This is a genomic window from Micromonospora arborensis (assembly GCF_003205615.1).
GTDB lineage: Bacteria > Actinomycetota > Actinomycetes > Mycobacteriales > Micromonosporaceae > Micromonospora > Micromonospora arborensis.
The window spans coordinates 68,232-93,907 of record NZ_PYBV01000046.1; the positions used below are offsets into that span (position 1 = coordinate 68,232).

Consider the following 25,676-nt stretch of genomic DNA (forward strand, 5'->3'; position numbering starts at 1 on the left):
ATCGCGGTCCTCGGCGGTGTCGGGGCCTGGCAGGATCGCCGGTGTCGGCCACGACCCTGGAGGATCCGCTGAGCAGCCAACACCTTGCCGCCGTGCTCTTCGACATGGACGGCACGCTCGTCGACAGCGAGAAGCTGTGGGATGTCGCGCTGCAGGAACTCGCGCAGGAGTACGGCGCGGAACTCTCCGCCGAGGCCCGTCGGTCGATCATCGGCACCAGCATGGCCGAGTCGATGCGTATCCTGCACGACGACCTGGGGCAGCCCGAACGGGATCCGGAGATCAGCGCGGCGTGGATCAACGCCCGGATCCTGGAGCTGTTCCGCTCCGGTCTGCGCTGGCGGCCGGGCGCGTTCGCCCTGCTGCGCGCGGTCCGCGCGGCGGCGATCCCCACCGCGCTGGTCACCTCCAGCCCGCGGGCGCTCGTCGAGATCGCCCTGGACACCCTGGGCCGGGACAACTTCGACACGGTGGTCTGCGGCGACGAGGTGGTCGCCGCCAAGCCGCACCCCGAGCCCTACCTGACCGCTGCCCGGCTGCTGGGCGTACCGATCGAGCGTTGCGTAGCGATCGAGGACTCCCCGACCGGGGTGGCCAGCGCGCGTGCGTCCGGCGCGGCGGTGCTGGCCGTACCGGCGGAGGTGCCACTCGGGCACATCGCCGGCGTACACCAGGTGCAGAGCCTGACCGGCGTGGACCTGGACCTGCTCGCCGGGCTGTTGGCCGACCCGGCCGCCGCCCAGCCGCAGCGGTAGGAGCACATGGCAAGGGCCCCCGATCATGCGCCTCGCGCACGACCGGGGGCCCTTCCCGTTGCCTCAGTCGTGGGCGATCGCGCCCAGGACGTTGATCCGCGCCGCACGGATGGCGGGTAGCACCGCGGCCACCACGCCGATGATCGCGGCGAGACCGAGGAAGACACCCATCTGCCCCCAGGGCAGGATCAGGTCGGTGATGCCCTCGTCCCTGAGCGCCTCGACCACCGCTGCGCCGAGGCCGGTGCCGACCGCCACGCCGAGCAGCGCGCCGAACACGGAGATCACCACCGCCTCCACGGTGATCATGCCCATCGTCTGGCCCCGGCGCAGGCCGATCGCCCGCAGCAGACCCAACTCGCGGGTCCGTTCCAGCACCGACAGGGCCAGGGTGTTGATGATGCCGAGCACGGCGATCACGATGGCCAGGGCCAGCAGGATCTGGATCATCGTGAGCAGCCCGTCGAGCTGACCGGTCTGCTGCTTGATGAACGCGTCCATGTCGGCCACCGACACCTCGGGGCTGTCCGCCAGCAGCGCCTCCACCTGGGGCTGCACGTCGGACACCCGGGTGCCGGGGGCGAGCTGGATGTAGCCCTGGATGGGCTGCGGGATGGTGAAGTCCTTCGCGGCCTGCACCGGCAGCGTCACCGGGTTGGTCAGCTGCGAGGACTCGTAGATGCCGCTGACCGTGTACGTCCGTGCCTCGCCCCGGTTGAGCTGCACCTTCACCGTGGAGCCCACCGACCAGCCCCGGGATTTTGCGGTGTCCGAGCTGGCCAGCATCTGGGTCGGCCCGAGCCGGTCGATGTCACCGGCGGTGGCCTTCGCGCCGAAGATCTGCCGCAGCGACGTGATGTCGCTGCTCGCCGCGACCCAGCTGCTCTTGTCGTCGAGCTTCGCCATGTCGCCGTACTCGCCGTCGACCATCTGCACGCCGGGCAGGGCCTTCGCCTTGTCCAGCACACCCGGGTCGAAGCTCGGCGGACGCGGACCGCCCTGCTGCCCGGCGATCACCAACTCGGCCTTGATGGTGTCCTTGGCGAGCGCGCTGATGCTGCCCTTGGCCGAGTCGAGGATCACGGTGACGCCGGTGACCAGCGCGATGCCGACCATCAGCGCGGCGGCGGTGATCGCGGTGCGGCGCGGGTTTCGCCCGGAGTTGAGCCGGCCCAGCTTGCCCGGCACCGACCAGGAGAAGATCGCGCCGAGCAGGTTCACCACCGGCCGGCTGATCAGCGGGGTCAGCAGCGCCACGCCGATGAAGGCGAAGAGCACCCCACCGAGGATGGTGGGCAGCGTGCTGCCTCGGGCGTTGCCACTGAGCCCGAGGAACAGCAGCAGCGCGCCGATGCCGGTGACCACCGACCCGGTCACGGTGATCTTGGTCAGCGGCCGGTCCGGGGTGGCCACGTCCTGCATGGCCGCGATCGGCGGAATCCGCGACGCCCGCAGCGCCGGCAGCAGCGCCGCCACCACCGTGATGACCAGACCGACGGCGAACGACCCGATCACCGCCGCCGCCGGCACACCGATCCCGGCCAGGGTCAGGCCACCGGCCAGCTTGCCGAACAGGAACGCCAGCAGCGCCCCCACACCGATGCCGGCGGCGAGACCGAGCACCGAGGCGATCAGCCCGACCGCGATGGCCTCCAGCACCACCGAACCGATGATCTGCCGACCGCTGGCCCCGATGGCGCGCATCAGCGCCAGTTCCCGGGTCCGCTGCGCGACGATGATCGAGAAGGTGTTGAGGATCAGGAAGGTGCCCACCAACAGCGCCACCGCGGCGAAACCGAGCAGGATCTTGTTGAAGAAGGACAGGCCCTCCTTCAGGCTGGCCGAGGCGTCCGCGGCCACCTGCTTGCCGGTCTTCACCTCGAAGTCCGCGCCCAGGGTACGGGCCACGTCGTCGCGCAGCGTCTCGTCGGAGACGCCGCCGGCGGCATTCACGGTGATGCTGCTGAACGTGTCCGGCTGGCCGAGCATCAGCCGCTGCGCCACCGGCGTGGTGAAGAAGACCTCGTTGACCCCGCCGATCGAGTCCCGGTTACCGCTGTAACCCATGATGCCGACGAGCGTGAAGTCCCGCTTCTTCGACTCGAACGCGGTGAGTACCCCGACCTTCTGGCCGACCTGCACCTTCGCCGCGGTGGCCAACGACTTGTTGACCACGATCTCGTCCTCGGCCTGCGGGGCACGCCCCTCGCGCAACTGCATCAGCTCGGTCTCGCCGGTCCAGTTCTCGCCCAACTGCGGCGGGCCGAACGAGGTGAGCACCTTGCCGTTGCTGCCGATCACGCGAGCGCCGTCGGCGTTGACGATGCCGGTCGCCGAGGCCACCCCCGGCACCTGCTTGACCCGGTCCACCACGGTGGCGGGCAGCGGGGAGGCGGTCTGCTCGCCCTCCATCTCGCCCACCTCCACCTTCGGTTTCGCCGCGACGTTCACGTCGATCTCGGAGAAGCCGTCGGCGAAGACCGAGTCGAAGGAGCGACCCAGCGTGTCGGTGAGCACGAAGGCGCCGGAGACGAACATCACCCCGAGCACCACCGCCAGCCCGGACAGGATCAGCCGGACCTTGCGGGCCAGCAGACTCTTCATTGTCGCCCGGAACATCAGTTGCCCACCTCAGCCGGAGTGTCCAGCTTCTTCATGGTGTCCAGCACCGTCTCGGCGGTCGGCTCGATCAGCTCCGAGACGATCTGCCCGTCGGCGAGGAAGACCACCCGGTCGGCGTACGCGGCGGCGGTCGGGTCGTGGGTGACCATCACGATCGTCTGGCCGTGCTCGCGAACCGAGTCGCGCAGGAAGTTGAGCACCTCCGCGCCGGAGCGTGAATCCAGGTTTCCGGTCGGCTCGTCCGCGAAGATCACCTCGGGGCGGGAGACCAGCGCCCGCGCGCACGCCACCCGCTGCTGCTGGCCGCCGGAGAGCTGCGCCGGCCGGTGGTCCAGCCGGTCCTTCAGACCCACCGTCTCGATCACCGTGTCGTACCAGGCCGGGTCCGGCTTGCGCCCGGCGATCGACAGGGGCAGCAGAATGTTCTCCTTGGCGGTCAGCGTGGGCAGCAGGTTGAACTGCTGGAAGATGAAGCCCACCTTGTCGCGGCGCAGCTTCGTCAGCCCCGCGTCGCCCAGGCCTGTGACGGTCGTCTCACCGATCGCCACCGTCCCCCGGGTGACCGAGTCCAGCCCGGCCAGGCAGTGCATCAGCGTCGACTTGCCGGAACCCGACGGGCCCATGATCGCGGTGAAGCGGCCACGTTCGAATTCCGCGCTGACCCCCCGCAGCGCGATGACCTGAGCCTCGCCGCTGCCGTACACCTTCCACACGTCGTTCGCCCGGGCCGCGGCCTGCGCCTGCCGGCCTACCGTCGCGGTCACGTCATCTACCTCTTCCGTCTGTCCGAATTCGCGCCGCCCCCCGATGGTCCGGCACGACTGTTCCATCATCGGCGCTGCTCACGCCCGTTCCGTCCGCCCACGGGTTGACCCGGCGCGGATTTCCCGCTGCGGGTGCACCCCCATGCCGAATCAGGGTTGCCCCTGACCCGACGACCGGTGGACGGTGTTTCGACCGGCGGTACCCCCTCCGGCCCGACGCTCCCTCCTGACGCCACAGGAGGGTCAACCGCGCCGAGCCATCTCTGGTCACGGTAGGTGACGACGGCAACGGTGGCCGTCACCCCAGGGTGGGATCTTCGAGTACGCCGGGTGAGGTATTCGGGCCGGCGGGGGCTACGCCCGGGGGCGGACCAACCCCGACTCGTACGCCAGGACCACCGCCTGCACCCGGTCGCGCAGCCGCAGCTTGGTCAGCACATGCCCGACGTGGGTCTTGATGGTGGTCTCGCTGACCGACAGCACTGCCGCGATCTCGGCGTTGGACAGGCCTCGGGCGACCTGCACCAGCACTTCGCGTTCCCGGTCGGTGAGCGCGTCGAGCGCCGCCGACGGCGTCGCCGTCGGGTCGGGCAGCAGCGCGGCGAAACGGTCCAGCAGCCGCCGCAGGATCCGTGGCGCCACCACCGCGTCGCCACCCGCCACGGTGCGGATCGCCGCGATCAACTCCTCGGCCGGCACGTCCTTGGCCAGGAACCCGCTGGCGCCGGCCCGCAACGCGCCCACCACATACTCGTCCAGGTCGAAGGTGGTCAGCACCAGCACCCGCACCGGCAGGCGGGCGTCGACGATCGCCCGGGTCGCGGCCACCCCGTCCATCCGGGGCATCCGGATGTCCATCAGAACGACGTCGGGCAGCAGCCGGCGGGACAGCTCCACCGCCTCCAGGCCGTCACCGGCCTCCGCCACCACGTCCAGGTCGCCCTCGGTGCCCAGCACCATCCGAAACCCGGTACGCAGCAGCGGCTGGTCGTCGGCGAGCAGGATCCGCACCGGCCGCGCCGGGGCCACCCGATCGGTCATGTCGTCTCCTGTCCCGCCGACGTCGTGCCGCCGCACCGGTCATCCTCGCCTACACCGGCCGGTGCGTCGCGGATCACGGTATTGGCCGGCCCGTCGCCCTGTCCCGACCGGAACGGCACGGCTTCGGTCGGCTTTCCGGCATCGGTGTCGGGCATGACGGCGCAACAGGCGCGAGCGATCGGGGCCTGAACGGTCTCACCGCGCCCGGCGCGAACGTCGCCCGGGAGTCGTCACTCGTCGGCGCCCGGCACCACCGGAGCGGACCGGGAGTCGCGCAGCGGGTCGGCGCTCGCCGCCGCGACCGGGAACGGCGGCGGGGTGCCGCCGAAGCTGGGGCACAGCGCCTGGTGGCTGCACCAGTCGCAGAGGCGGCTCGGCCGCGGCCGGAAATCCTGCCGGGCGGTCGCCTGCTCGATCGCCCGCCACAGGGCCACCACCGTGCGCTCGAAGCGGACCAGCTCGTCGGCGTCCGGTGTGTAGTCCAACACCTCGGCGTCGCGCAGGTAGAGCAGTCGCAGCACCCTGGGCACCACCCCCCGGGTGCGCCACAGCACCAGCGCGTAGAACTTCAGCTGGAACAACGCCCGCGCCTCGAACGCCTCCCGTGGGGCGCCCCCGGTCTTGTAGTCGACCACCCGCAGCGCGCCGTCCGGCGCGACGTCGAGCCGGTCGAGGTAGCCCCGGATCAACAGCTCCTCGTCGACCACCGCCGAGATCAGGCTCTCCCGTTCGGCCGGCTCCAGCCGGGTCGGGTCCTCCACCGCGAAGTAGCCCTCCAGCAGCCCGGCGGCCGAGCGGAGGAACTCCACCGGCCCGGCCGGCTCCGCCCCGTCGAAGAGCCCGGCCAGCTCCGGCTGCTCGGTGACCATCCGGTCCCACTGGGGCGCCACCAGGTCGCCGGCCGCCGCCGGCGTGCGGCCCTGCGCGGGCAGGTCGAACAGGCGCTCCAACACCGCGTGCACCAACGTGCCCCGGGCCTGCTCGACAGTGGTGCGCTCGGGCAGCCGGTCGATGCTGCGGAACCGGTAGAGCAGCGGGCAGGTCTTGAAATCCGCCGCCCGCGACGGAGACAGCGAGGCCCGCACCGTCGGCGGCGCCTGCGCCGGGGAGGAGGAGGGCTGGGACGTGGTGACCGGTTCCGCCGTCATGTCGGCAAAGGTTAGGGCACCGGTCTGACACCGACCGCCGCCCGCCCCGTACAGCGACGGTCCGTAGCATCGTGGCGATGGAGCAGACATCCCGCCCGCCGCGCCGACCCGACCGGCGCCGCGGCCTGAACGTGGGCCGGGTGTTCGGGGTGCCGCTGCACCTCAACGGATCCATGGTGCTGCTCGCGGTGCTCATCGCCGTGCTGTACGCCGAGTTCGCCCGCCGCCAGCTGGCCCTGCCGCAGATCAGCGGCTACCTGATCGGCTTCGGCTTCGTGGTGTCGCTGCTCGGCTCGGTGCTGCTGCACGAGCTGGGCCATGCCCTCACCGCCCGGCGCTACGGCATCGGTGTGCGCGGAATCACCCTGGAACTGCTCGGCGGCTACACCGAGATGGACCGGGACGCCCCGTCCCCCCGCGTCGACCTGCTGGTCTCGCTGGCCGGCCCGGCGGTCTCCGCGGTGCTCGGCGTCCTCGCGGTCGCCGCCACGATCGCCCTGCCCGAGGGGACGGTGGTCCACCAACTCGCCTTCCAGCTCGCGGTCAGCAACGTCATCGTCGCGGTGTTCAACAGCCTGCCCGGCCTGCCGCTCGACGGCGGCCGGGCGCTACGTGCGGCGGTGTGGGGGATGACCCGCGACCGGCACCTCGGCACCGAGGTCGCCGGGTGGGCCGGACGTGTCGTCGCCGGCGGCACCGTGGCCCTGGTCCTACTGCTCACCCTCGCCGACTACCTGGCGCCGCTGGCGCTGCCGCTGATGCTGCTGGTCGCCGTCACCCTCTGGCGCGGCGCCGGGCAGGCGATCCGGGCCGCCCGGGTCGGCCGCCGGTTCCCGCTGATCGACCTCGCCCGCCTCGCCCGTCCGGTCTGGCCGGTGGCCACCGGCACGCCCCTGGCCGAGGCCCAGCGCCGACGCGCCGAAGGCGGGCAGCCCGGCTCGCCCCTGCTGGTCACCGACTCCGCCGGGAGGCCGGTGGCGCTCGTCGACCCGGCCGCCGCCGACGCGGTGCCCGTCGAACGCCGACCGTGGCTGGCGGTGGACGCCGTGGCCCGATCACTGGGCACACTTCCCGCGCTGCCGGTCGGCTTGGACGGCGAGCGGGTGATGGACGCCGTACAGACCCACCCGGGCGCGCAGTACGTGGTGACGTCAGGCGAAGATGTTGTCGGCATTCTGCACATCGCGGACCTCGCCCAGCTCCTCGAACCCAACCGGAAGATGACACCGTGACCGCAACTCCCTCCACCGTCGGAGCCGACCCCTCCATCCCGGCGCTGACACCCGTGCACCGTGGGCCGTTCCGGCCCGGCGACCGGGTCCAGCTGACCGACCCCAAGGGGCGGATGCACACCGTGACGCTGGAGCCCGGCAAGGAGTTCCACACCCACCGCGGCATCCTGGCGCACGACGCGCTGATCGGGCTCCCCGACGGCAGCGTGGTGACCACCTCCGGTGGTGGCACCGCGTTCCTCGCCCTGCGGCCACTCCTGTCGGACTACGTGCTGTCCATGCCGCGCGGCGCCCAGGTGATCTACCCGAAGGACTCGGCGCAGATCGTCGCGATGGGCGACATCTTCCCCGGCGCGAAGGTCCTCGAGGCCGGCGCCGGTTCCGGCGCGCTGAGCTGCTCCCTGCTGCGGGCCGTCGGCACCGAAGGCGAGCTGCACTCGTTCGAGGTGCGTGACGACTTCGCCCAGATCGCCAAGCGCAACGTCGAGGCGTTCTTCAACGGGCCGCACCCGTCGTGGCACCTGCACGTCGGTGACGTCGCGCAGTGCCAGGAGACCGGCTTCGACCGGATCATCCTGGACATGCTGACTCCCTGGGAAACTCTCGACATGGTCGAGCGGGCGCTGGTGCCGGGTGGGGTGTTCATCGGCTACGTCGCCACCACGCCGCAGCTGTCCGAGCTGGTGGAGGCGCTGCGCGAGCGCGGCGGCTGGACCGAGCCGCGGGCCTGGGAGTCCCTGGTGCGCGACTGGCACGCCGAGGGCCTCGCCGTCCGGCCGGATCACCGGATGATCGCGCACACCGCGTTCCTGGTGTCCGCGCGCAAGCTGGCCCCCGGGGTGACCGCGCCGCCGCGTCGGCGAAAGCCCAGCAAGGGCACCGAGGCGTACGCGCAGCGCCGCCAGGACCTGCGCGCGGCGGAGGCGGCCCGCCAGGCCGCCGCCCAGGTGGCGGATCCGCAGCCCAACGGTACGGGGGAGATGGACAGGCCGTGACCAACGAGCTGGGCGCCGGCACCGCCGAGCAGGGGGAGGCGCTGGCATGAGCCGACCGGGCTACGGCGGCGGTGATCTCCCCGCGGTCTTTCCCGACTGGTCGCCCTACCAGGATCTGGAGTCGGCGGCGCGGGCCTACCTGCGCGACCCGGACGTCGCCCTGGAGGCGCTCGGTGGCGTGCTGCGTGGCGCGTCGGTCCTCGGCTTCACCCTGGAACGCTTCGTCAACGAGGTCAACGGCGTGTGGCAGGAGGTCGTCGTCTGCGACGGCAGCCGGCTGATCCTCTGGCACGGCGAGGACGTACCGCCGGAGGAGGGCCCGCCGGGCTCGATGACCTCGTCGTTGCGGGTGGTCCCGGTCTCCACCGTCACCGAGGTCGGCTGCCGGCGGCGGCTCAACCGCTCCGACAGCGGCGAGATCCGGGTCGACAGCATCGACGTCTACCTGCTGCTCACCTCACTGGACGAGGCACCGCCGAGCGAGGAGATGGTCGGCACGCCACGGCACGACGCGTTGCGCTTCGGCAAGACCCTCGACGACGGCGGGGCCGGGCAGATCGCCCGGCTGGAGGAGTTCGCGCGACTGGTCGCCTCGGTGGTCGGCCGTCCGATGCTCTGAGGCGTACCCCGATCTGGCCCGGCCGGGCCGCGTGGCCCGGCCGGCGGGTCGGTCAGTCTTCCTCGGCGTCCGGGCCGGCGACCTCGACACCGTCGCCGCGCACCACGTGGATGCAGTCGCCCGGGCACTCCTTCGCGGAGTCGATCACCTCGAGTCGCAGGTGCTCGGGCACGTCGACGCGGCTGCCCGGCGTCATCCGCAGCTCACCGTCGGCGCCCTTGACGTACGCCAGGCCGTCGATGTCGAACTCGAAAACCTCCGGTGCGTACTGCACGCAGAGCCCATCGCCCGTGCACAGATCCTGGTCCACCCAGACCTGCAGCTGATCGGTCGCGACCTCGCCCATCAGTGCACCCCCCATGTTCTCGCGTCGTACGGTCCGACGGTACCCGAACGCCGGTACCGGCCCGTCGGGCCACCCTTGGCGATCAAGGTTCGGTGACGAGGGTGTTGCATGGGACCGAATCGGCCTCATAGCGGCTAGTGTTAGGGCAGAACGTTCAAGCCCCCCGGGGAGGTGGGACGTGGCAGCACGCAGCGACGACGCGGACTCGCGCGCCGCACGGTGGGAGAAGGAAGCCCACGATCTCTCCACGCAGGTCGCGTTCCTTCAGGAGGAACTCGCTCTGGTGCGGCGTAAGTTGACCGAGAGCCCCCGACACGTCCGGCAGCTCGAAGAGCGGCTGGCGGCCACCCAGGCACAGTTGGCGCGGCTGACCGAGAACAACGACCGGCTGGTGAGCACCCTCAAGGAGGCTCGCACGCAGATCGTGACGCTCAAGGAGGAGATCGACCGGCTGGCACAGCCGCCAAGTGGTTACGGCGTCTTCCTGGCCAAGCACGAGGACGGCACGGTGGACGTCTTCACCGGCGGCCGCAAGTTGCGGGTCTCCGTCTCGCCCTCACTGGACGTGGCCGAACTGCGCCGCGGTCAGGAGGTCCTGCTCAACGACGCGCTCAACATCGTCGACGCGTTCGGATACGAGCGGGTGGGCGAGGTGGTGATGCTCAAGGAGATCCTGGAGGGACCGGGTGGCGGGCCGGGTGACCGGGCGCTGGTGGTCTCGCACTCCGACGAGGAGCGCATCGTGCACCTCGCCGAGACGCTGATCGGCTCGACGATCCGCGCCGGCGACTCGCTCATGATCGAGCCCCGCTCGGCGTACGCGTACGAGCGGATCCCGAAGAGCGAGGTCGAAGAGCTGGTCCTGGAGGAGGTGCCCGACGTCGACTACGGCGACATCGGTGGCCTCCAGTCGCAGATCGAGCAGATCCGGGACGCCGTGGAGCTGCCCTTCCTGCACGCGGACCTGTTCCGTGAGCACCAGCTCCGTCCGCCCAAGGGCATCCTGCTCTACGGCCCGCCCGGCTGTGGCAAGACGCTCATCGCCAAGGCGGTGGCCAACTCGCTGGCCAAGAAGATCGCCGAACGGCAGGGCAAGGAGAAGCACACCAGCTTCTTCCTCAACATCAAGGGCCCCGAGCTGCTCAACAAGTACGTCGGCGAGACCGAGCGGCACATCCGGCTGATCTTCCAGCGAGCACGGGAGAAGGCCGGCGAGGGCACCCCGGTGATCGTGTTCTTCGACGAGATGGACTCGATCTTCCGGACCCGCGGCTCCGGTGTCTCCTCCGACGTGGAGAACACCATCGTCCCGCAGTTGCTCAGCGAGATCGACGGCGTGGAGGGGCTGGAGAACGTCATCGTCATCGGCGCCTCCAACCGGGAAGACATGATCGACCCGGCGATTCTGCGCCCCGGTCGGCTCGACGTGAAAATCAAGATCGAGCGACCGGACGCCGAAGCGGCCAAGGACATCTTCTCCAAGTACATCCTCTCCGGGCTGCCCCTGCACCCGGACGATCTGGCCGAGCACGGAGCCGACCCCCAGGCCACCGTCGCGGCGATGATCGACGCCGTGGTGCTGCGGATGTACTCGGAAACCGAGGAGAACCGCTTCCTCGAGGTCACCTACGCCAACGGTGACAAGGAAGTCCTCTACTTCAAGGACTTCAACTCCGGCGCGATGATCCAGAACATCGTCGACCGGGCCAAGAAGATGGCCATCAAGGAGTTCCTCACCTCCGGTCGCAAGGGGCTGCGCCTGCAGCACCTGCTCGACTCCTGCGTCGACGAGTTCCGCGAGAACGAGGACCTCCCCAACACCACCAACCCCGACGACTGGGCCCGCATCTCCGGCAAGAAGGGCGAGCGGATCGTCTACATCCGCACGCTCGTCTCCGGCGGCAAGGGCGCTGAGGCCGGCCGGTCCATCGAGACCGCCAGCAACACCGGCCAGTACCTCTGATCGGCCAGCGGCGGCACCGGACTCGTCCGGTGCCGCCGCTGCGTGCGTCCCGCCACGGGTCCGTTACGATCGCGCCAACCGCTGAGCCCGTGCCAGCTAGTCCGCGGCGATTCCCCTGCCTACCCGAACGAGGCCATCCGTGCGCGCCCAGCCGACCTCGCCGGTGCCAGGTGCACCGGATGGCACCGACCCTCGGGATCCGCTCGCCGGGCCCCCGACGCCGCCGGCCCGCTGGCATCCGCGTCTCGGCGCGCTGCTGGCCGTGCTGCTCGCCTGTTGGCTCCTACCGGTCGCCGCGAACGCCGTACACGCCGGGTGGCTGCTGCCCCCGGTGATCCTGCTCGGCACGGCCAGCCTGCTGCGTTCCGGCCGAAACCTGCTCGACCGCGTGGTGCTCGCCCTCGCCCTGCTCGCCGGCCTCACCTGCGCCGCTGGGCTGCTCTTCACCGTCTGGCCCTGGGGCCTGCACCCGGTGCCGGTCAGCGGGTGCACGCTCACCGCACTGGCCCTGGCCTCCATGCTGTCCCGGCGCGCCCCCCAACTGCCCCCACCCAAATGGTCCGACCTGGTTCCGCTCGCCGCCACGGCACTCGCCGCCGGCTACCTTGCCACCCCCTACCTGCAGGCCAACGGCTTCGGTCAGCGGCTCAACCTCGCCATGACCGGCGAAGACAACGCCCGCCACCCCGCGCTGTTCGACGTCATCGGCCGACTCGGCGGCTACCTCTTCATCGACCCCGACGCCGCCCGTGAGCACATCTTCTCCGGCCTGATCCACTACCCGCAGGGCTGGCACCTCACCATCGCCCTGCTCGACGGCGTCCAGAACCCCGGTGACACACCCACCGGACCGGCCCTGATGGACCACTACATCTTCTGGAGCCTCGCCACATTCGCGCTGCTGGTCCTCGCCCTGATCTGGGCCACCCATCACGTCGCCGGCCCGCTGCACCCACTGCGCCGGCTGGTCCTCACCATCGCCGTGACCGCGCTGATCCTCGGCACCGAACTGCCCCGACTGCTCGTCGCCGGCTATCCCGGCGAGACATTCGGCCTCAGCCTCGCGGCGATCCTCACTGCCCTGATCGCCCGCCCCCTGCACCGGCTGCGCGAACAACTCGTCCTCGTCGGAGCACTGCTGATCGGCATCGGCTTCAGCTACTACCTCTTCCTCCTACCGGCCGGCGCCATGGTGCTCTGCTGGCTGATCGCCGACCGGCGTCGGCTGCGCGCCCGCCCCGGCACCGCCACCATCGTCGCCGTCCTCACCGCCGCGCTCGCCCCACTCGTCGCAGTCATCGGCGTCTTCGTCGCCGGACAGAGCGAGGCGCTCGCGGCCCCCAGCGGCGTACGGCCCGTTGCCACAGTCACCACCACTCTCGGGTTCGGTGCGCTCGTCCTCGCCGCCGTCCTCGCCCGAACGAACCTCGGTGAAACCACCTGGCGGCGCTACCTCGCCGTGGTGACCGTCGCCCTGCTCTTCTGCGCCAGCATGGCCGCCGTGAACCTCGCCCACGGCAGCCGACCCGCGTACTACTTCGGCAAGACCGCCCACCTGCTCATCCTCGTGTTCATCGTGGGCGCCGCCGCGCTCGCCCGACTGCTGCCGGTGCCCGCCCAGAGCACCGATGCCGAGCCACGGCGCCGCCCGATCACCGCCGCCCTGCCCGCGGCCGCCACCGCCACCCTAGTGACGTTCGCGGTGCTCGTCGGCACCGGCGTGGTCGGCGGGACCGGCGGCTACTTCCACCGCAGCGGCAGCAACAGCACCTGGGCGACGGAGTGGGCACACCGCGACCTTCGGGCCGTCACCCGTCCCGCGTTGGTCACCAACACCGCCGCCCAGGCGTACCCGGCGATCCCCGGCACCGTCACACTGGTCGTCGACAAGGTGGGCACCGAGAGCTATCGGGAGTCGATCTTCCTCTCCGCTCTTCAGGGAACCACCGGCCAGACCGAATCGGGCATCTACTTCTCCACCTTCGCCGAGCCCTCCCGGACCGCGCAGATCCTGCGTCGTAGCCCCCGCCCACTACGGCTCCTGGTGGCCGACCCGGTCGTCCAGCAGGCCATCGACGAAATCCTCACGGCGAACCCGTCCCTGCGGGCAGGCCTGACCGTGGTGCCACTCAACGCCACCACGGCACCGTAACCACGCCGCGCCGCCGGCAGGGCTGCGCGGTAGGCGACCGCGCAGACTAGTCTCGATGGTGTGAGCGGCGGGTACGCCGGCTCCAGGGGCGAGCGAAGCGAGTGGTCGCATGACGGTACGTCGGATCATGGGCACCGAAGTCGAGTACGGCATCTCCGTGCCCGGACAGGCCGGAGCCAACCCGATGGTCACCTCATCACAGGTGGTCAACGCCTATGGGGCACGCCCAGAACTCAACCGGGGCGGGCGAGCCCGCTGGGACTACGAGGAAGAGTCGCCGCTGCGCGACGCCCGCGGCTTCACCTACTCCGGAGCGGCCTACGACCCCGCCGAGGCGTTGGCCGACGAGGACCTCGGCCTCGCCAACGTGATACTCACCAACGGTGCGCGCCTCTACGTCGACCACGCCCACCCCGAATACTCCACCCCGGAGGTCACCACCCCCCGGGACATCGTGCGCTGGGACAAGGCCGGCGAGCGGGTGATGGCCGAGGCGTCGCGCCGCGCCGCCACCATCCCGGGCAGCCAGCAGATCCACCTCTACAAGAACAACACCGACAACAAGGGTGCCAGCTACGGCGCCCACGAAAACTACCTGATGCGCCGGCAGACCCCGTTCGCCGACATCGTGGCGTACCTGACGCCGTTCTTCGTCACCCGCCAGATCGTCTGCGGTGCCGGCCGGGTCGGCATCGGCCAGGACGGCGGGCAGAGCGGCTTCCAGATCTCCCAGCGCGCCGACTTCTTCGAGGTCGAGGTGGGCCTGGAGACGACCCTCAAGCGGCCGATCATCAACACCCGCGACGAGCCGCACGCCGACGCCGACAAGTACCGCCGGCTGCACGTCATCATCGGCGACGCCAACCTCTCCGAAATCTCCACCTACCTCAAGGTCGGCACCACCGCGCTGATCCTCAACATGATCGAGGAGAAGGCGCTCGGCGCCGACCTCGGCATCGCCGACCCGGTCAGCGAGCTGCGCGCGGTCAGCCACGACCCCAGCCTGTCGCACCGCATGCGACTGCGCGACGGTCGCCGGCTGACCGCACTGGACCTGCAATGGGCGTACCTGGAGCGGGTCCGGTCCTTTGTCGACGACCGGTACGGCACCGACGCCGACGAGCAGACCGTCGACGTGCTGGACCGCTGGGAGAGCGTCCTGGACCGGCTCGGCCGCGACCCGATGCTCTGCGCCGACGAGTTGGACTGGGTGGCCAAGCTGCGGCTGCTCGAGGGTTACCGGGAGCGCGAGAAGCTCGGCTGGGGCGCGCACAAGCTCCAACTGGTCGACCTGCAGTATTCCGACGTACGGCCGGAGAAAGGCCTCTATCATCGCCTGGTCAGCCGGGGGGCGATGAAGACGCTGCTCACCGACGACGAGACCCGTACCGCGATGACCGAGCCGCCGGAGGACACCCGGGCCTACTTCCGCGGCCGCTGCCTCGCCCAGTACGCGTCCGAGGTGGTGGCGGCGAGCTGGGATTCGGTGATCTTCGACGTGGGCCGGGAGTCGTTGGTCCGGGTGCCGATGATGGAGCCGGAGCGTGGCACTCGCGCGCATGTTGGAGCACTGTTCGACCGCTGCGCCAGCGCCAAGGACCTGTTGGAGACGTTGACCGGGCGCTGAACACCCGTACGAATGCCCGTCGTGTGCCGCAAGCCGGCGCGCGGCGGGCTTTTCGTCGCCCGCGCGAGGTAAGTTCATCGCAGACGATCGTGGAGGAGGCAGCAATGGCCACTCATGACAGCGGCGGCCAGTCGCAGTCCGGCAAGTCCCGTCAGGGCGAGGAAATCGAGGACGTCACCACCGAGGCCAACCCCGAGGTGGCCGAGCGGCACGCCGAGATCACCGAGGACGTCGACGACCTCCTCGACGAGATCGATTCCGTCCTCGAAGAAAACGCAGAGGAATTTGTGCGAGGCTACGTACAAAAAGGAGGTCAGTAGACATATAGGGTAATTCGGACATGGGTCGAGTCAACGATGATCGTGACGGGCTCCGTCGCTGCCGAGATTGCAGCGAATGGAAGCCGCTCGATCAGTTCTGTGCCGGCTCTAAACGGCCGGATGGGCGGGGCAGCTATTGCAAGCCCTGCTTCAATGAGCGGTCCAAGGCAAGCTATGCGCGTCGGGTGAAGGCAAAGTTCGACCGTGAGGTGCGCCTAGGTCGAGTCGTGCCGGAGGGGCATAAATTTTGTCCGGCTTGCGATGCGGTCAAGCCGTTCGATGCCTTCCCCCGTAACCGTGCGGATACCTCCGGATACGCCACCTATTGCAAGCCCTGCCACAACAGCAAGACCAGAGCGACGAAGGACCGGCTGTACGGGGGCAACCGCGAGTACCACCTACGGCAGCGGTACGGCGTGGGGGAGAAGGAGTTTCAGGAGCTCCTGGCCGAGCAGGGCGGGGTCTGCGCGATCTGTGGTGGCGCGGACCCGCAACATCTGGACCACGATCATCGCACCGGATGGGTGCGCGGGATACTCTGCTTCAACTGCAACGGTGGTCTTGGCCAGTTCCGTGACAGTCCCATGAGGCTGGCCAGGGCGATCACGTACCTGAGAGGAACCACGTGGCAGCGGGCTTTGATCCATCCGGGCGTCTACCAGATGTGTTCACCAATGCGGGGACGTCCTCCTTCACGACGTTCCTGAGTCGGGTGGCTCCCGAGATGCTGCCCGGTCGGCGGCCGCTGCCGCCGGGCATGGCAGCCGACCTGGCGCCGCACGCGACCACCATCGTGGCCATCTCGGCCGCCGGTGGCGTCGTGATGGCCGGCGACCGCCGGGCCACCATGGGCAATCTGATCGCTCAGCGCGACATCGAGAAGGTGCACCCGGCCGACGCGTACTCGCTGGTCGGCATCGCGGGCACCGCGGGCATCGGGATCGAGCTGATGCGACTGTTCCAGGTGGAGCTGGAGCACTACGAGAAGATCGAGGGCGCGATGCTCTCGCTGGACGGCAAGGCCAACCGGTTGGCGTCGATGATCCGGGGCAACCTGGGCGCGGCCATGCAGGGGCTGGCCGTGGTGCCGCTCTTCGCCGGCTTCGACCTGGCCGGTGCCGACCCGGAGAGGGCCGGGCGGATCTTCAGCTTCGACGTGACCGGTGGCCCGTACGAGGAGACCGGCTACGACGCGATCGGCTCCGGCTCGCTCTTCGCGAAGTCGGCGTTGAAGAAGCGCTTCCGGGCCGGCCTGTCGGTCGACGATGCCACCCGGCTCGCGGTCGAGGCGCTCTACGACGCGGCCGACGACGACACCGCGACCGGCGGACCGGACCTGACCCGCCGGATCTATCCGGTGGTGATGACCGCTACCGCCGAGGGCACCCGCCGGTTGACCGATGCCGAGACGGCGGCGATCGCCGAGGGCGTGGTCGCCAGCCGGATGGAGAACCCGGGCGGTTGAGCCCCGTCCACCCCCACCAGTCAGCAGTCGCCAGCACCGCGCCGTAAGGAGAACCGCCGCCGTGGCCATGCAGTTCTACGCCTCGCCCGAACAGATCATGCGCGACCGCTCCGAGTTGGCCCGCAAGGGCATCGCTCGGGGCCGCAGCGCCGTGGTCCTCAGCTACTCCGGCGGGGTGCTCTTCGTCGCGGAGAACCTCTCCAGCGCCCTGCACAAGGTCAGCGAGATCTACGACCGGATCGGGTTCGCCGCGGTCGGCCGGTACAACGAGTTCGAGAATCTGCGCCGGGCCGGCGTGCGGATGGCCGATCTGAACGGGCTCAGCTACGACCGGCGTGACGTCACCGGTCGGGCCTTGGCCAACGCGTTCGCACAGACGTTGGGTGCGATCTTCACCGAGCAGTCGAAGCCGTTCGAGGTGGAGATCTGCGTGGCGGAGGTCGGGGCCACCGCGGACGACGACGAGCTGTACCGGCTGACGTACGACGGCTCGGTCAACGACGAGCCGGGGCGGATGGCCATGGGTGGCCAGGCCGAGGCGATCACCGGTGTGCTGAAGTCGCAGCACCGCGCGGACATGTCCCTCGCCGAGGCGGCCCGGGTGGCGGTGCAGGCGTTGAGCACGGTTGGTGGTGAGGGCGGCGCTGCTCGGACGATCGCCGCCAACCAGCTGGAGGTGGCGGTGTTGGACCGCCACCGCGTTGGGCGTACGTTCCGCCGGATCACCGGCGCGGCGTTGACCGCCTTGCTGGACGGGGATGTGTCCGCCGCCGAGCAGTCGGCGGAGGCGGGTGGCCCCGACACGCCGGCGCAGCCGACCACGGAGTCGCACAAGCCGACCACGTCGGCGGCGTCCGCGGACCTGGAGGACAAGCCGGCGGACGGCAAGTAGCCCCGGACGAAGTGGCGGCGGGCGGCCAAGTTCCATGGCCGCCCGCCGCAGCATGTCCAGCCCGCAGCATGTCCAGCCCGCTGCGGGCAGGACATGCTCACGACACTCCGGTTACTCCAGGCGTGACAGCCTCGACGGGAGGGGTGTGGGTGGGCGCCGAGCGGGCGGTGCGGGTGCGCAGCAGCACCGCCATGACGGCGGCCACCACGACGGAGCCGATGGCGTAGCCGAGCTCGACTCGCAGTGCGGTGGAGACCGGGGCGAGCGTGGCGACGACGAGCGCGGCGACGCCGATGGCCCAGGCGAGGGCCTGTGCCCGGTGCCGGTCGAGAGCGAGCAGTGCCTGGCCGAGGACCATCGCCCACAGGTAGGCGAGGGTGGCGACGGCGAGCCAGGCGAAGTCGACGTGGCCGAGGCCGGGTGCGTCGAAGAGGGTCTGCACCAGCCACGGGCCGAGCAGCACGGCGGTTACGGCGCCGGTGAGGCCGAGGGCGGTGACGATGCCCAGTGCCCGGCGCAGCAGGTTGTGGAAGCCGGTGAGGTCACCGGTGGCGGCCGTGGTGGCGAGGCCGGGTAGCAGTGATGCCTGCAGCGACGCGAAGACGAACAGCGGGATCCGGACCAGCACCAGCGCGGAGAGCAGTGCGCCGGCGGTTTCCACGTCGTCCGGGTCCAGCACCTTGACGTTGATCACGCCGATGTTGACGACGACCTGGGCGAGCAGGCTGGAGGCGGTGAGGAGACCGAGGCCGCGTAGCAGGGCAGCCCAGGCCACCGGTGCGCCGCCGCCGATGGCCCGCAGGACCGGTGGGGCGGTGAGGATGGCGCCGGCGACGGGCGCGATGACGAGCACCGCGCCGTACCAGACGGGGTTGGTGACGCCGTTCAGGCCAAGCGCGGCGACGAGCGCGATCCGCAGGCCGCCGTCGATGCCGAGTTGGGTGCCGTACCAGGGGAAGTGTTGCAGGCCGGAGAGGACGCCGCGGGTGGTGTGGGCGACGGCGAGCCCGGCCAGCGCGCCGATCAGGACGGCGACCATGGTGCCGTCGCCGCCGAAGAGCCGGTCGGCGAGCGTCCCCCGGAAGACGATGATCAGCGCGACCACGGTGGCGAGCAGGCCGGCGGCGAGGGCCGCCCCCCGGGCCAGTACCGGCCCGGGGGAGAGGCCCTGGCTGTGCCGGGCGGCGACGAGTCGGGCGACCTCCTGCTCGACCGGCATGAACAGGCCGATGCCGAGGGTGAAGACGATCGACCAGAGCACCGAGAGGGAGTTGTAGTCCGCCCCGGTGAGGCTGTGCCCGGCGACCGCCAGGTGGACGTAGGAGGCGAGCCCCAGCAGGGCCAGGCCGGCGCCGACGGCGACGGTGCCCGGTGGGACGAGACTCAGGAGCCTGCGGATCACCGGCGAATGAGCGCCAACGTGAGGACGGCGAAGGCACGGCCGAGGTAGATCATGGCCTTGGCGGGGGAGTGGCTGGGGGTACCCGCCATCCGCTTGCGCATGGCTACCGGCACCTGGCGGATGGTGTAGCCGCGCCGGGCGGTGTGCACCAACGTCTCCACGGTGTCACCCAGGTACTCCACCGGGTACCAGGCGGCGAACATGTCGATCACCCGGCGGTTGGCGGCTCGGAACCCGGAGGTGGTGTCGGTGAGCTTGGTGTGGGCGACGCGGGACAGCACACCGGAGAGCATGACCATGGCCCAGCGGCGGGGGCCGCGGACGTTGTAGTCACCCTCGCCGGCGAACCGGGCGCCGATCACCAGGTCGGTCTCGTCGAGCAGGTCGACGAGCTTCGGCACGTACCGGGGGTCGTGTTGGCCGTCCGCGTCGATCTGGATGGCGACGTCGTAGTCGTGGTCGCGGGCGTACCGGTAGCCCACCCGCATGGCGCCGCCGACGCCGAGGTTGTACGGCAGTTTGGCGACCCGGGCGCCGGCTGCGGCGGCGACCGCGGCGGTGCGGTCGGCGGAGCCGTCGTCGACGACGATCACGTCGACGCCGGGCAGCTCACCGCGGACCTCACCGACCACGTCGGCGATCGAGCCGGACTCGTTGAACGCGGGGATGATGATCAGGACCCGCTTGCCGTTAACCATCGGTGCGCACCAGTTCGTCTCGGGCCGCCCGGTCCGCGTCGATCTCCGTGCGGAGCAGGGCGAAGTCTTCGGCCAGGGTGCGGGTCTCTTCTTCCAGGTGGCTGACCTCCCAGCTGAGGTGCACGCAGACCAGCAGCAGGAAGACGATGCCGAGGAAGAGCACGAGGCTCACGCCGGAGGCGACGCCGAGCAGTTCGGCGACGTTGTCCAGCAGGCGGGGGAAGAGCGACAGGGGGATGACGATCACCAGGACGCCGAGCCAGAGCATGCCGTACTTTTCGCGGAGCTGACGGCGGCGGAGCAGCTCGACGATTGTGGCCAGCAAGATCAGGCCGGTCAGGCCGGTGACGAGCGTGAGCTTCATGGGACCTTCCACGGAGCGGGCGGAGCGGGGGAGGCGAACGCGTCGACCAGGGTGGCGTGCCAGTCCGGGAGCGACGGCAGGCCTGCGGACGCCCAACGGCTGTGCCCTAGCACACTGTACGCCGGGCGGGGGGCAGGAAGAGGATACCGGTCGCTGGTGATGGGTCGAATCCGGTCCGGGTCGAGGCCGGCGAGTGTGAACGCGGCGCGGGCCAGCCCGTACCAGGTTGTCTGACCGGCGCAGGTGCTGTGGTAGATGCCGGGGGCGGCCCGACCCTCCAGGGCGGCGTCGGCGAGTGCGACAAGCCGTTCGGCGAGCCGGTAGGACCAGGTGGGCTGGCCGTGCTGGTCGTCGACCACGTCGATGTACTCCCGCTGGCCGGCGAGCCGGAGCATGGTGGCCACGAAGTTCGGCCCGTGCGCGCCGTACAGCCAGGCGGAGCGGACCACGTACCCGTTGTCGGGCAGCAGCCGGGTGACGGCCTGCTCGCCGACCAGCTTGCCCCGGCCATAGGCGTTGACCGGCGCGGTGGGCGCGTCCTCCGGGTAGGGGGTCTGCGCGTCACCGGAGAAGACGTAGTCGGTGGAGATGTGGATCAGCCGCGCGCCGTTGGCGGCACACGCCGACGCGAGATTCGCCACGCCGGTGCCGTTGACGGCGGTGGCTGCCGCCTCGTCGGCTTCGGCGCCGTCGACATTCGTCCACGCCGCCGTGTTGAACACGACGTCGTACTCGGAGACCGCCTCGCGGACGGCGGCGGGATCGGTGATGTCCAGGTCGGCGCGGCCGGCTGCGGTCACCTTGAGGTCGGACCGGGTGTGCAGCACGGTGACCAGGTCCCGGCCGAGCATCCCGCCGGCGCCGGTGACGAGTGGTCGGGTCATGCGGCGGGTGTGGTCTTGAGGGGTTCCCACCAGGTGCGGTTGTTGCGGTACCAGGCGACGGTGTCGGCGAGGCCCTGGTCGAGGGTGATGCTGGGGCTGTAGCCGAGCTCCTCGTGGATCTTGGTGATGTCGAGGGAGTAGCGGCGGTCGTGGCCCTTGCGGTCGGTGACCGGGACGACGCGGTCCCAGCCGGCGCCGCAGGCGTCGAGGAGTAGACCGGTGAGTTCCTTGTTGGTCAGCTCGGTGCCACCGCCGATGTTGTAGACCTCGCCGGCGCGGCCCTTCTGCTGGACGAGGGCGATGCCGCGGCAGTGGTCGTGCACGTGCAGCCAGTCGCGGATGTTGCCGCCGTCGCCGTAGAGGGGGACGGTGCCGCCGTCGAGGAGGTTGCTGACGAACAGCGGGATGACCTTCTCGGGGAACTGGTAGGGGCCGTAGTTGTTGGAGCAGCGGGTGACGACGACGTCCATGCCGTGGGTGCGGTGGTAGGCCAGGGCGAGCAGGTCGGAGCCGGCCTTCGACGCCGAGTAGGGGGAGTTCGGTGCGAGGGGCCAGGTCTCGGTCCAGGAGCCTTCGTCGATGGAGCCGTAGACCTCGTCGGTGGAGACGTGCACGAAGCGGCCGGTGCGGTGGCGCAGTGCGGCGTCGAGCAGGGTCTGGGTGCCCAGCACGTTGGTGGTGACGAACGGGGCGGCGCCGGCGATGGACCGGTCGACGTGCGATTCGGCGGCGAAGTGCACGATCACGTCGTGCTCGGCGACGACCTCGTCGACCACGACCGGGTCGCAGATGTCGCCCTGGACGAACCGCAGCCGCGGGTCGTCGCGTACGGGGTCGAGGTTGGCCATGTTGCCCGAGTAGGTCAGCTTGTCGAGCACGGTCACGACCGCCGGCTCGAGCGGCGGCACGCCGTCGGCGCTGCCCAGGGGCTTGCCCAGCAGCAGGCGAACGTACTCCGACCCGATGAATCCGGCTCCGCCGGTGACGAGGATCCTCACGGGTCGTGAAGTCTACGCGAAGTTCGGCGCGGCGCGGGGGATGCGGGCCCCCGGCACATCCTGCTTCTGTGCCGCTAGGCTCTCCCGGGTGCGTGGAATCCTTCTTGCTGGCGGCACCGGTTCTCGGCTCTGGCCGATCACCCGGGCGGTCTCGAAGCAGCTGATGCCGGTCTTCGACAAGCCGATGGTCTACTACCCGCTCTCCACCCTGGTGATGTCCGGGGTGCGGGAGATCCTGGTGATCACGACCCCGGACGACCAGGACCAGTTCCGTCGGCTGCTCGGCGACGGCAGCCAGTTCGGGCTGCGGCTCGAGTACGTCAGCCAGGAGCGCCCGGAGGGCATCGCGCAGGCGTTCATCCTCGGTGCGGACTTCATCGGCGGCGAGTCGGTGGCGCTGATCCTCGGCGACAACATCTTCCACGGCGTGGGTCTGGGCCGGAAGCTCGCCGCGCACGGTGACCCGGTCGGCGGGCGGGTCTTCGCCTACCAGGTGTCCAACCCGCAGGAGTACGGCGTGGTCGACTTCGACGACGCCGGTCGGGTGCTCTCGATCGAGGAGAAGCCGGCTCGGCCGAAGTCCCGTTACGCGGTGCCCGGCCTGTACTTCTACGACAACCGGGTGGTGGACATCGCCCGCAAGCTCACCCCGAGCGCCCGCGGCGAGCTGGAGATCACGGCGGTCAACGAGGTGTACCGGGAGACCGGGGAGCTGGCGGTGACGGTGCTGGATCGGGGCACCGCCTGGCTGGACACCGGCACGTTCACCTCCATGATGCAGGCGGCCGAGTTCGTCCGGGTGGTCGAGGAACGACAGGGTCTCAAGATCGGCTGTGTCGAGGAGGTGGCCTGGCGGGCCGGCCTCATCGACGACGACCAGCTGCGCGCGCTGGCCACGCCGTTGGCCAAGAGCGGTTACGGCGATTACCTCCTCGGTCTGCTGGCCGAGCCGAACGGCAGTCACGGGGTGACGTGGTGAAGATCCGGGAGTTGAGCATCGAGGGCGCGTGGGAGATCACCCCCCAGCAGCACGGCGACCCGCGCGGCATGTTCATGGAGTGGTACCGCTTCGACAAGCTCGCCGAGGTGGTGGGGCATCCGCTGCGCCTGGCCCAGGCCAACCTGTCGGTCTCGGCGCGCGGCGTGGTGCGCGGCATCCACTTCGCCGACGTTCCGCCCGGGCAGGCCAAGTACGTCACCTGTGTGCGCGGCGCGGTCCTCGACGTGATCGTGGATCTGCGGGTGGGTTCGCCGACCTTCGGCCGCTGGGAGGGCGTCCGGCTGGACGACACCGACCGTCGGGCGGTCTACCTCAGCGAGGGGTTGGGGCACGGCTTCTGCGCGCTGACCGACGACGCGACGTTGAGCTACCTCTGCTCGGCCAGCTACAACCCGACCGGTGAGCACGCGGTGCATCCGCTGGACGAGGAGTTGGGCGTCGAGTGGCCCGCCGACGTTCCGCTGCTGTCCGCCCGGGACGACGCGGCACCGACCCTCGCCCAGGCCCGCGAGAGCGGCCTGCTGCCGGAGTACGACAACTGCCGGCGGTTCGTGGCGAGCCTCGGGCCGGACGGAATGTCGCACTCAACCGGTATGTGACCGCCCCCTGAGCACTACCTGTGGTGTGACAGTGACGAACCGGGCCTCCGGGCGGCTAATGTCTCACCATGGAGCGGCGAATCTTCGGCCTCGAGACCGAGTACGGCGTCACCTGCACCTATCGCGGGCAGCGGCGGCTGTCCCCGGACGAGGTCGCGCGGTATCTGTTCCGTCGCGTGGTGTCCTGGGGTCGGTCGAGCAACGTCTTCCTGCGCAATGGGGCCCGGCTCTACCTGGACGTCGGGTCGCATCCGGAGTACGCCACACCGGAGTGCGACTCGGTGACCGATCTTGTCGCCCACGACCGGGCTGGCGAGCGGATCCTGGAGGGCCTGCTCGTCGACGCGGAGAAGCGACTGCACGACGAGGGCATCGCGGGTGAGATCTACCTGTTCAAGAACAACACCGACTCGGCGGGAAACTCGTACGGCTGCCACGAGAACTACCTGGTGTCCCGGCACGGCGAGTTCGGTCGGCTCGCCGACGTGCTCATCCCGTTCCTGGTCACCCGGCAGCTGATCTGTGGGGCCGGCAAGGTCCTGCAGACCCCACGCGGCGCGGTCTACTGCCTGTCGCAGCGTGCCGAGCACATCTGGGAGGGCGTCTCCTCGGCGACCACCCGCAGCCGCCCGATCATCAACACCCGCGACGAGCCACACGCTGACGCCGAGCGCTATCGACGGCTGCACGTGATCGTCGGTGACTCGAACATGAACGAGGTCACCACGCTGCTCAAGGTCGGCACCGCCGACATCGTGCTGCGGATGATCGAGGCCGGGGTGGTGATGCGCGACCTGTCCCTGGAGAACCCGATCCGGGCGATCCGGGAGGTGTCGCACGACATCACCGGCCGACGCAAGGTGCGGTTGGCCTCCGGCAAGGAGGTCAGTGCCCTGGACATCCAGCAGGAGTACCTGGCCAAGGCCACCGAGTTCGTCGAGCGCCGCGGCGGCGACCAGGCCGCCAAGCGGGTCGTCGAGCTGTGGGGCCGGGTCCTCAACGCGGTGGAGACCGGGGACCTGGAGCCGGTCTCCCGGGAGATCGACTGGGTCAGCAAGCTGCGGCTGATCGAGCGTTACCAGCGCAAGCACGACCTGCCGCTGTCGCACCCCCGGGTGGCGCAGATGGATCTGGCCTACCATGACGTGCGTCGCGGTCGCGGCCTCTACGGGCTGCTGGAGCGGCGCGGCGAGGTCGACCGGGTGGCGACCGACCCGGAGATCTTCGAGGCCAAGGAGACTCCGCCGCAGACCACCCGGGCCCGGCTGCGCGGCGAGTTCATCCGGCACGCCCAGGAGAAGCGGCGGGACTTCACCGTCGACTGGGTGCACCTGAAGCTCAACGACCAGGCGCAGCGCACCGTGCTCTGCAAGGACCCGTTCCGGGCGTACGACGAGCGGGTGGAGCGGCTGATCGCCAGCATGTGACGGGTGTGCCGGCCCCGGTGGTGGTGTCCACCGGCGGGGCCGGCCGGCCCGGTGGGCTCAGCGGCTCGGCGAGCGGAGCGGCCCGGTAAGCTGAGCGCGCCATGACGACTTCCGGACCTTCCGACCGCCCCGAGCGCGGCACCGAGCGGCAGAACTGGGTCGAACGCCGGCGGGACAAGATCCGCGCCGAGGTCGACCGTAACCGCCGCGGCGAATACACCGTGCCGACGTGGGTGCTGGCCCTGGCCCTGGTGCTCATCGTCGGCGGCTGGCTAGCCCTGATCTTCCTAGCCTGACCCCCACCCCACCCCACCCTGCACGGGCCCCCTCGCGCCCCTGGCCTGCGTTGATCATGAAGTTATT

The 25,676-nt window shown here is 70.3% G+C and carries 26 protein-coding genes; 15 read left to right on the forward strand and 11 right to left on the reverse strand.

All coding sequences use genetic code 11. The features are described from left to right. The first annotated feature begins 92 nt into the window (after positions 1–92). Positions 93–755 (forward strand): HAD family hydrolase, encoded by a 663-nt coding sequence (locus C7C45_RS28980; protein WP_110567443.1) that lies wholly within the window; start codon positions 93–95, stop codon positions 753–755. 63 nt (positions 756–818) lie between these two features. Here C7C45_RS28980 and C7C45_RS28985 read toward each other — a convergent pair whose 3' ends face one another. The 5 genes from C7C45_RS28985 to C7C45_RS29000 all read right to left on the reverse strand — a co-directional run bounded on the left by C7C45_RS28985 (position 819) and on the right by C7C45_RS29000 (position 6,330). After that, complete coding sequence (locus C7C45_RS28985) at positions 819–3,374, reverse strand: ABC transporter permease (protein ID WP_110567373.1); 2,556 nt, start codon at positions 3,372–3,374, stop codon at positions 819–821. Then, positions 3,374–4,141, reverse strand: coding sequence for an ABC transporter ATP-binding protein (locus C7C45_RS28990; RefSeq protein WP_110567375.1), 768 nt, complete (start codon positions 4,139–4,141; stop codon positions 3,374–3,376). The genes C7C45_RS28985 and C7C45_RS28990 overlap by 1 nt, the downstream gene beginning before the upstream one ends. A gap of 354 nt (positions 4,142–4,495) precedes the next feature. Next, positions 4,496–5,182 (reverse strand): response regulator, encoded by a 687-nt coding sequence (locus C7C45_RS28995; protein ID WP_110567377.1) that lies wholly within the window; start codon positions 5,180–5,182, stop codon positions 4,496–4,498. Then, complete coding sequence (locus tag C7C45_RS34260; RefSeq protein WP_167454867.1) at positions 5,179–5,337, reverse strand: hypothetical protein; 159 nt, start codon at positions 5,335–5,337, stop codon at positions 5,179–5,181. The genes C7C45_RS28995 and C7C45_RS34260 overlap by 4 nt, the downstream gene beginning before the upstream one ends. Positions 5,338–5,412: 75 nt before the next feature. Then, positions 5,413–6,330, reverse strand: a complete 918-nt coding sequence (locus tag C7C45_RS29000; RefSeq protein ID WP_110567379.1) for a RecB family exonuclease — start codon at positions 6,328–6,330, stop codon at positions 5,413–5,415. Positions 6,331–6,407: 77 nt separating this feature from the next. Here C7C45_RS29000 and C7C45_RS29005 point away from each other — a divergent pair, with 77 nt between their 5' ends. Genes C7C45_RS29005 through C7C45_RS29015 form a run of 3 tightly spaced genes read left to right on the forward strand, consistent with a single transcriptional unit; the run spans position 6,408 to position 9,176 of the window. Next, on the forward strand, positions 6,408–7,562 hold the full coding sequence (locus tag C7C45_RS29005) for a site-2 protease family protein (protein WP_110567381.1): 1,155 nt from the start codon (positions 6,408–6,410) through the stop codon (positions 7,560–7,562). Further along, positions 7,559–8,557: a tRNA (adenine-N1)-methyltransferase gene (locus C7C45_RS29010; protein ID WP_425271181.1), complete on the forward strand. Its 999-nt coding sequence runs from the start codon at positions 7,559–7,561 to the stop codon at positions 8,555–8,557. Before C7C45_RS29005 ends, C7C45_RS29010 begins: the two co-directional genes overlap by 4 nt. Positions 8,558–8,603: 46 nt before the next feature. Continuing rightward, entirely contained in the window at positions 8,604–9,176 is a 573-nt protein-coding gene (locus C7C45_RS29015; RefSeq protein WP_110567382.1) for a hypothetical protein, read from the forward strand. Between the two features lie 52 nt (positions 9,177–9,228). Here C7C45_RS29015 and C7C45_RS29020 read toward each other — a convergent pair whose 3' ends face one another. Beyond that, positions 9,229–9,522 (reverse strand): ferredoxin, encoded by a 294-nt coding sequence (locus C7C45_RS29020; RefSeq protein ID WP_110567384.1) that lies wholly within the window; start codon positions 9,520–9,522, stop codon positions 9,229–9,231. A gap of 178 nt (positions 9,523–9,700) precedes the next feature. Here C7C45_RS29020 and arc point away from each other — a divergent pair, with 178 nt between their 5' ends. From arc to prcA, 7 genes are all read left to right on the forward strand, one after another. Beyond that, positions 9,701–11,485 (forward strand): proteasome ATPase, encoded by a 1,785-nt coding sequence (gene arc, locus C7C45_RS29025; protein ID WP_110567386.1) that lies wholly within the window; start codon positions 9,701–9,703, stop codon positions 11,483–11,485. Positions 11,486–11,624: 139 nt separating this feature from the next. Continuing rightward, on the forward strand, positions 11,625–13,637 hold the full coding sequence (locus C7C45_RS29030) for a DUF998 domain-containing protein (RefSeq protein WP_110567388.1): 2,013 nt from the start codon (positions 11,625–11,627) through the stop codon (positions 13,635–13,637). Between the two features lie 109 nt (positions 13,638–13,746). Beyond that, complete coding sequence (gene dop, locus C7C45_RS29035) at positions 13,747–15,264, forward strand: depupylase/deamidase Dop (RefSeq protein WP_110567390.1); 1,518 nt, start codon at positions 13,747–13,749, stop codon at positions 15,262–15,264. Between the two features lie 104 nt (positions 15,265–15,368). Further along, complete coding sequence (locus tag C7C45_RS29040; RefSeq protein WP_030332902.1) at positions 15,369–15,584, forward strand: ubiquitin-like protein Pup; 216 nt, start codon at positions 15,369–15,371, stop codon at positions 15,582–15,584. A 20-nt stretch (positions 15,585–15,604) separates the two neighbouring features. Then, a complete protein-coding gene (locus C7C45_RS29045) occupies positions 15,605–16,291 on the forward strand; it encodes an endonuclease VII domain-containing protein (protein WP_110567392.1) in 687 nt (228 codons plus the stop codon). Further along, positions 16,210–17,049, forward strand: coding sequence for a proteasome subunit beta (gene prcB / locus C7C45_RS29050; protein WP_184186933.1), 840 nt, complete (start codon positions 16,210–16,212; stop codon positions 17,047–17,049). Before C7C45_RS29045 ends, prcB begins: the two co-directional genes overlap by 82 nt. A 61-nt stretch (positions 17,050–17,110) precedes the next feature. Further along, the gene (gene prcA, locus C7C45_RS29055; RefSeq protein WP_110567396.1) at positions 17,111–17,941 is read left to right on the forward strand and encodes a proteasome subunit alpha; all 831 of its coding nucleotides are present in this window, start codon (positions 17,111–17,113) and stop codon (positions 17,939–17,941) included. 97 nt (positions 17,942–18,038) lie between these two features. Here the strand turns inward: prcA and C7C45_RS29060 are convergent, their stop codons facing one another. The 5 genes from C7C45_RS29060 to rfbB are packed head-to-tail and all read right to left on the reverse strand — an operon-like array spanning position 18,039 to position 22,287. Continuing rightward, positions 18,039–19,343: a lipopolysaccharide biosynthesis protein gene (locus C7C45_RS29060; RefSeq protein ID WP_110567397.1), complete on the reverse strand. Its 1,305-nt coding sequence runs from the start codon at positions 19,341–19,343 to the stop codon at positions 18,039–18,041. Next, complete coding sequence (locus tag C7C45_RS29065; RefSeq protein ID WP_110567399.1) at positions 19,340–20,041, reverse strand: glycosyltransferase family 2 protein; 702 nt, start codon at positions 20,039–20,041, stop codon at positions 19,340–19,342. The genes C7C45_RS29060 and C7C45_RS29065 overlap by 4 nt, the downstream gene beginning before the upstream one ends. Continuing rightward, the gene (locus C7C45_RS29070) at positions 20,034–20,405 is read right to left on the reverse strand and encodes a DUF2304 domain-containing protein (RefSeq protein WP_110567401.1); all 372 of its coding nucleotides are present in this window, start codon (positions 20,403–20,405) and stop codon (positions 20,034–20,036) included. The genes C7C45_RS29065 and C7C45_RS29070 overlap by 8 nt, the downstream gene beginning before the upstream one ends. Next, positions 20,402–21,289: a dTDP-4-dehydrorhamnose reductase gene (gene rfbD, locus C7C45_RS29075; protein ID WP_110567403.1), complete on the reverse strand. Its 888-nt coding sequence runs from the start codon at positions 21,287–21,289 to the stop codon at positions 20,402–20,404. The genes C7C45_RS29070 and rfbD overlap by 4 nt, the downstream gene beginning before the upstream one ends. Continuing rightward, positions 21,286–22,287: a dTDP-glucose 4,6-dehydratase gene (rfbB, locus tag C7C45_RS29080; protein ID WP_110567405.1), complete on the reverse strand. Its 1,002-nt coding sequence runs from the start codon at positions 22,285–22,287 to the stop codon at positions 21,286–21,288. The genes rfbD and rfbB overlap by 4 nt, the downstream gene beginning before the upstream one ends. A gap of 88 nt (positions 22,288–22,375) precedes the next feature. Between rfbB and rfbA the strand changes: the two genes are divergently transcribed. The 4 genes from rfbA to C7C45_RS29100 all read left to right on the forward strand — a co-directional run bounded on the left by rfbA (position 22,376) and on the right by C7C45_RS29100 (position 25,609). Next, the gene (rfbA, locus tag C7C45_RS29085) at positions 22,376–23,266 is read left to right on the forward strand and encodes a glucose-1-phosphate thymidylyltransferase RfbA (RefSeq protein ID WP_110567407.1); all 891 of its coding nucleotides are present in this window, start codon (positions 22,376–22,378) and stop codon (positions 23,264–23,266) included. Beyond that, the gene (rfbC, locus tag C7C45_RS29090; protein WP_110567447.1) at positions 23,263–23,886 is read left to right on the forward strand and encodes a dTDP-4-dehydrorhamnose 3,5-epimerase; all 624 of its coding nucleotides are present in this window, start codon (positions 23,263–23,265) and stop codon (positions 23,884–23,886) included. Before rfbA ends, rfbC begins: the two co-directional genes overlap by 4 nt. Positions 23,887–23,954: 68 nt before the next feature. After that, positions 23,955–25,313 (forward strand): Pup--protein ligase, encoded by a 1,359-nt coding sequence (pafA, locus tag C7C45_RS29095; RefSeq protein WP_074309747.1) that lies wholly within the window; start codon positions 23,955–23,957, stop codon positions 25,311–25,313. A 101-nt stretch (positions 25,314–25,414) separates the two neighbouring features. Then, positions 25,415–25,609: a hypothetical protein gene (locus C7C45_RS29100; protein ID WP_110567409.1), complete on the forward strand. Its 195-nt coding sequence runs from the start codon at positions 25,415–25,417 to the stop codon at positions 25,607–25,609. The last annotated feature ends 67 nt before the right edge of the window (positions 25,610–25,676 follow it).

Excerpts from the sequence above, each read along its gene's own strand:
- C7C45_RS28985 (WP_110567373.1), bottom strand. The coding sequence starts at position 3,374 with ATGTTCCGGGCGACAATGAAGAGTCTGCTGGCCCGCAAGGTCCGGCTG.
- C7C45_RS28995 (WP_110567377.1), bottom strand. The coding sequence starts at position 5,182 with ATGACCGATCGGGTGGCCCCGGCGCGGCCGGTGCGGATCCTGCTCGCC.
- C7C45_RS34260 (WP_167454867.1), bottom strand. The coding sequence starts at position 5,337 with ATGCCCGACACCGATGCCGGAAAGCCGACCGAAGCCGTGCCGTTCCGG.
- C7C45_RS29000 (WP_110567379.1), bottom strand. The coding sequence starts at position 6,330 with ATGACGGCGGAACCGGTCACCACGTCCCAGCCCTCCTCCTCCCCGGCG.
- C7C45_RS29005 (WP_110567381.1), top strand. The coding sequence starts at position 6,408 with ATGGAGCAGACATCCCGCCCGCCGCGCCGACCCGACCGGCGCCGCGGC.
- C7C45_RS29015 (WP_110567382.1), top strand. The coding sequence starts at position 8,604 with ATGAGCCGACCGGGCTACGGCGGCGGTGATCTCCCCGCGGTCTTTCCC.
- C7C45_RS29020 (WP_110567384.1), bottom strand. The coding sequence starts at position 9,522 with ATGGGCGAGGTCGCGACCGATCAGCTGCAGGTCTGGGTGGACCAGGAT.
- dop (WP_110567390.1), top strand. The coding sequence starts at position 13,747 with ATGACGGTACGTCGGATCATGGGCACCGAAGTCGAGTACGGCATCTCC.
- C7C45_RS29040 (WP_030332902.1), top strand. The coding sequence starts at position 15,369 with ATGGCCACTCATGACAGCGGCGGCCAGTCGCAGTCCGGCAAGTCCCGT.
- C7C45_RS29045 (WP_110567392.1), top strand. The coding sequence starts at position 15,605 with ATGGGTCGAGTCAACGATGATCGTGACGGGCTCCGTCGCTGCCGAGAT.
- C7C45_RS29065 (WP_110567399.1), bottom strand. The coding sequence starts at position 20,041 with ATGGTTAACGGCAAGCGGGTCCTGATCATCATCCCCGCGTTCAACGAG.
- C7C45_RS29070 (WP_110567401.1), bottom strand. The coding sequence starts at position 20,405 with ATGAAGCTCACGCTCGTCACCGGCCTGACCGGCCTGATCTTGCTGGCC.
- rfbD (WP_110567403.1), bottom strand. The coding sequence starts at position 21,289 with ATGACCCGACCACTCGTCACCGGCGCCGGCGGGATGCTCGGCCGGGAC.
- pafA (WP_074309747.1), top strand. The coding sequence starts at position 23,955 with ATGGAGCGGCGAATCTTCGGCCTCGAGACCGAGTACGGCGTCACCTGC.
- C7C45_RS29100 (WP_110567409.1), top strand. The coding sequence starts at position 25,415 with ATGACGACTTCCGGACCTTCCGACCGCCCCGAGCGCGGCACCGAGCGG.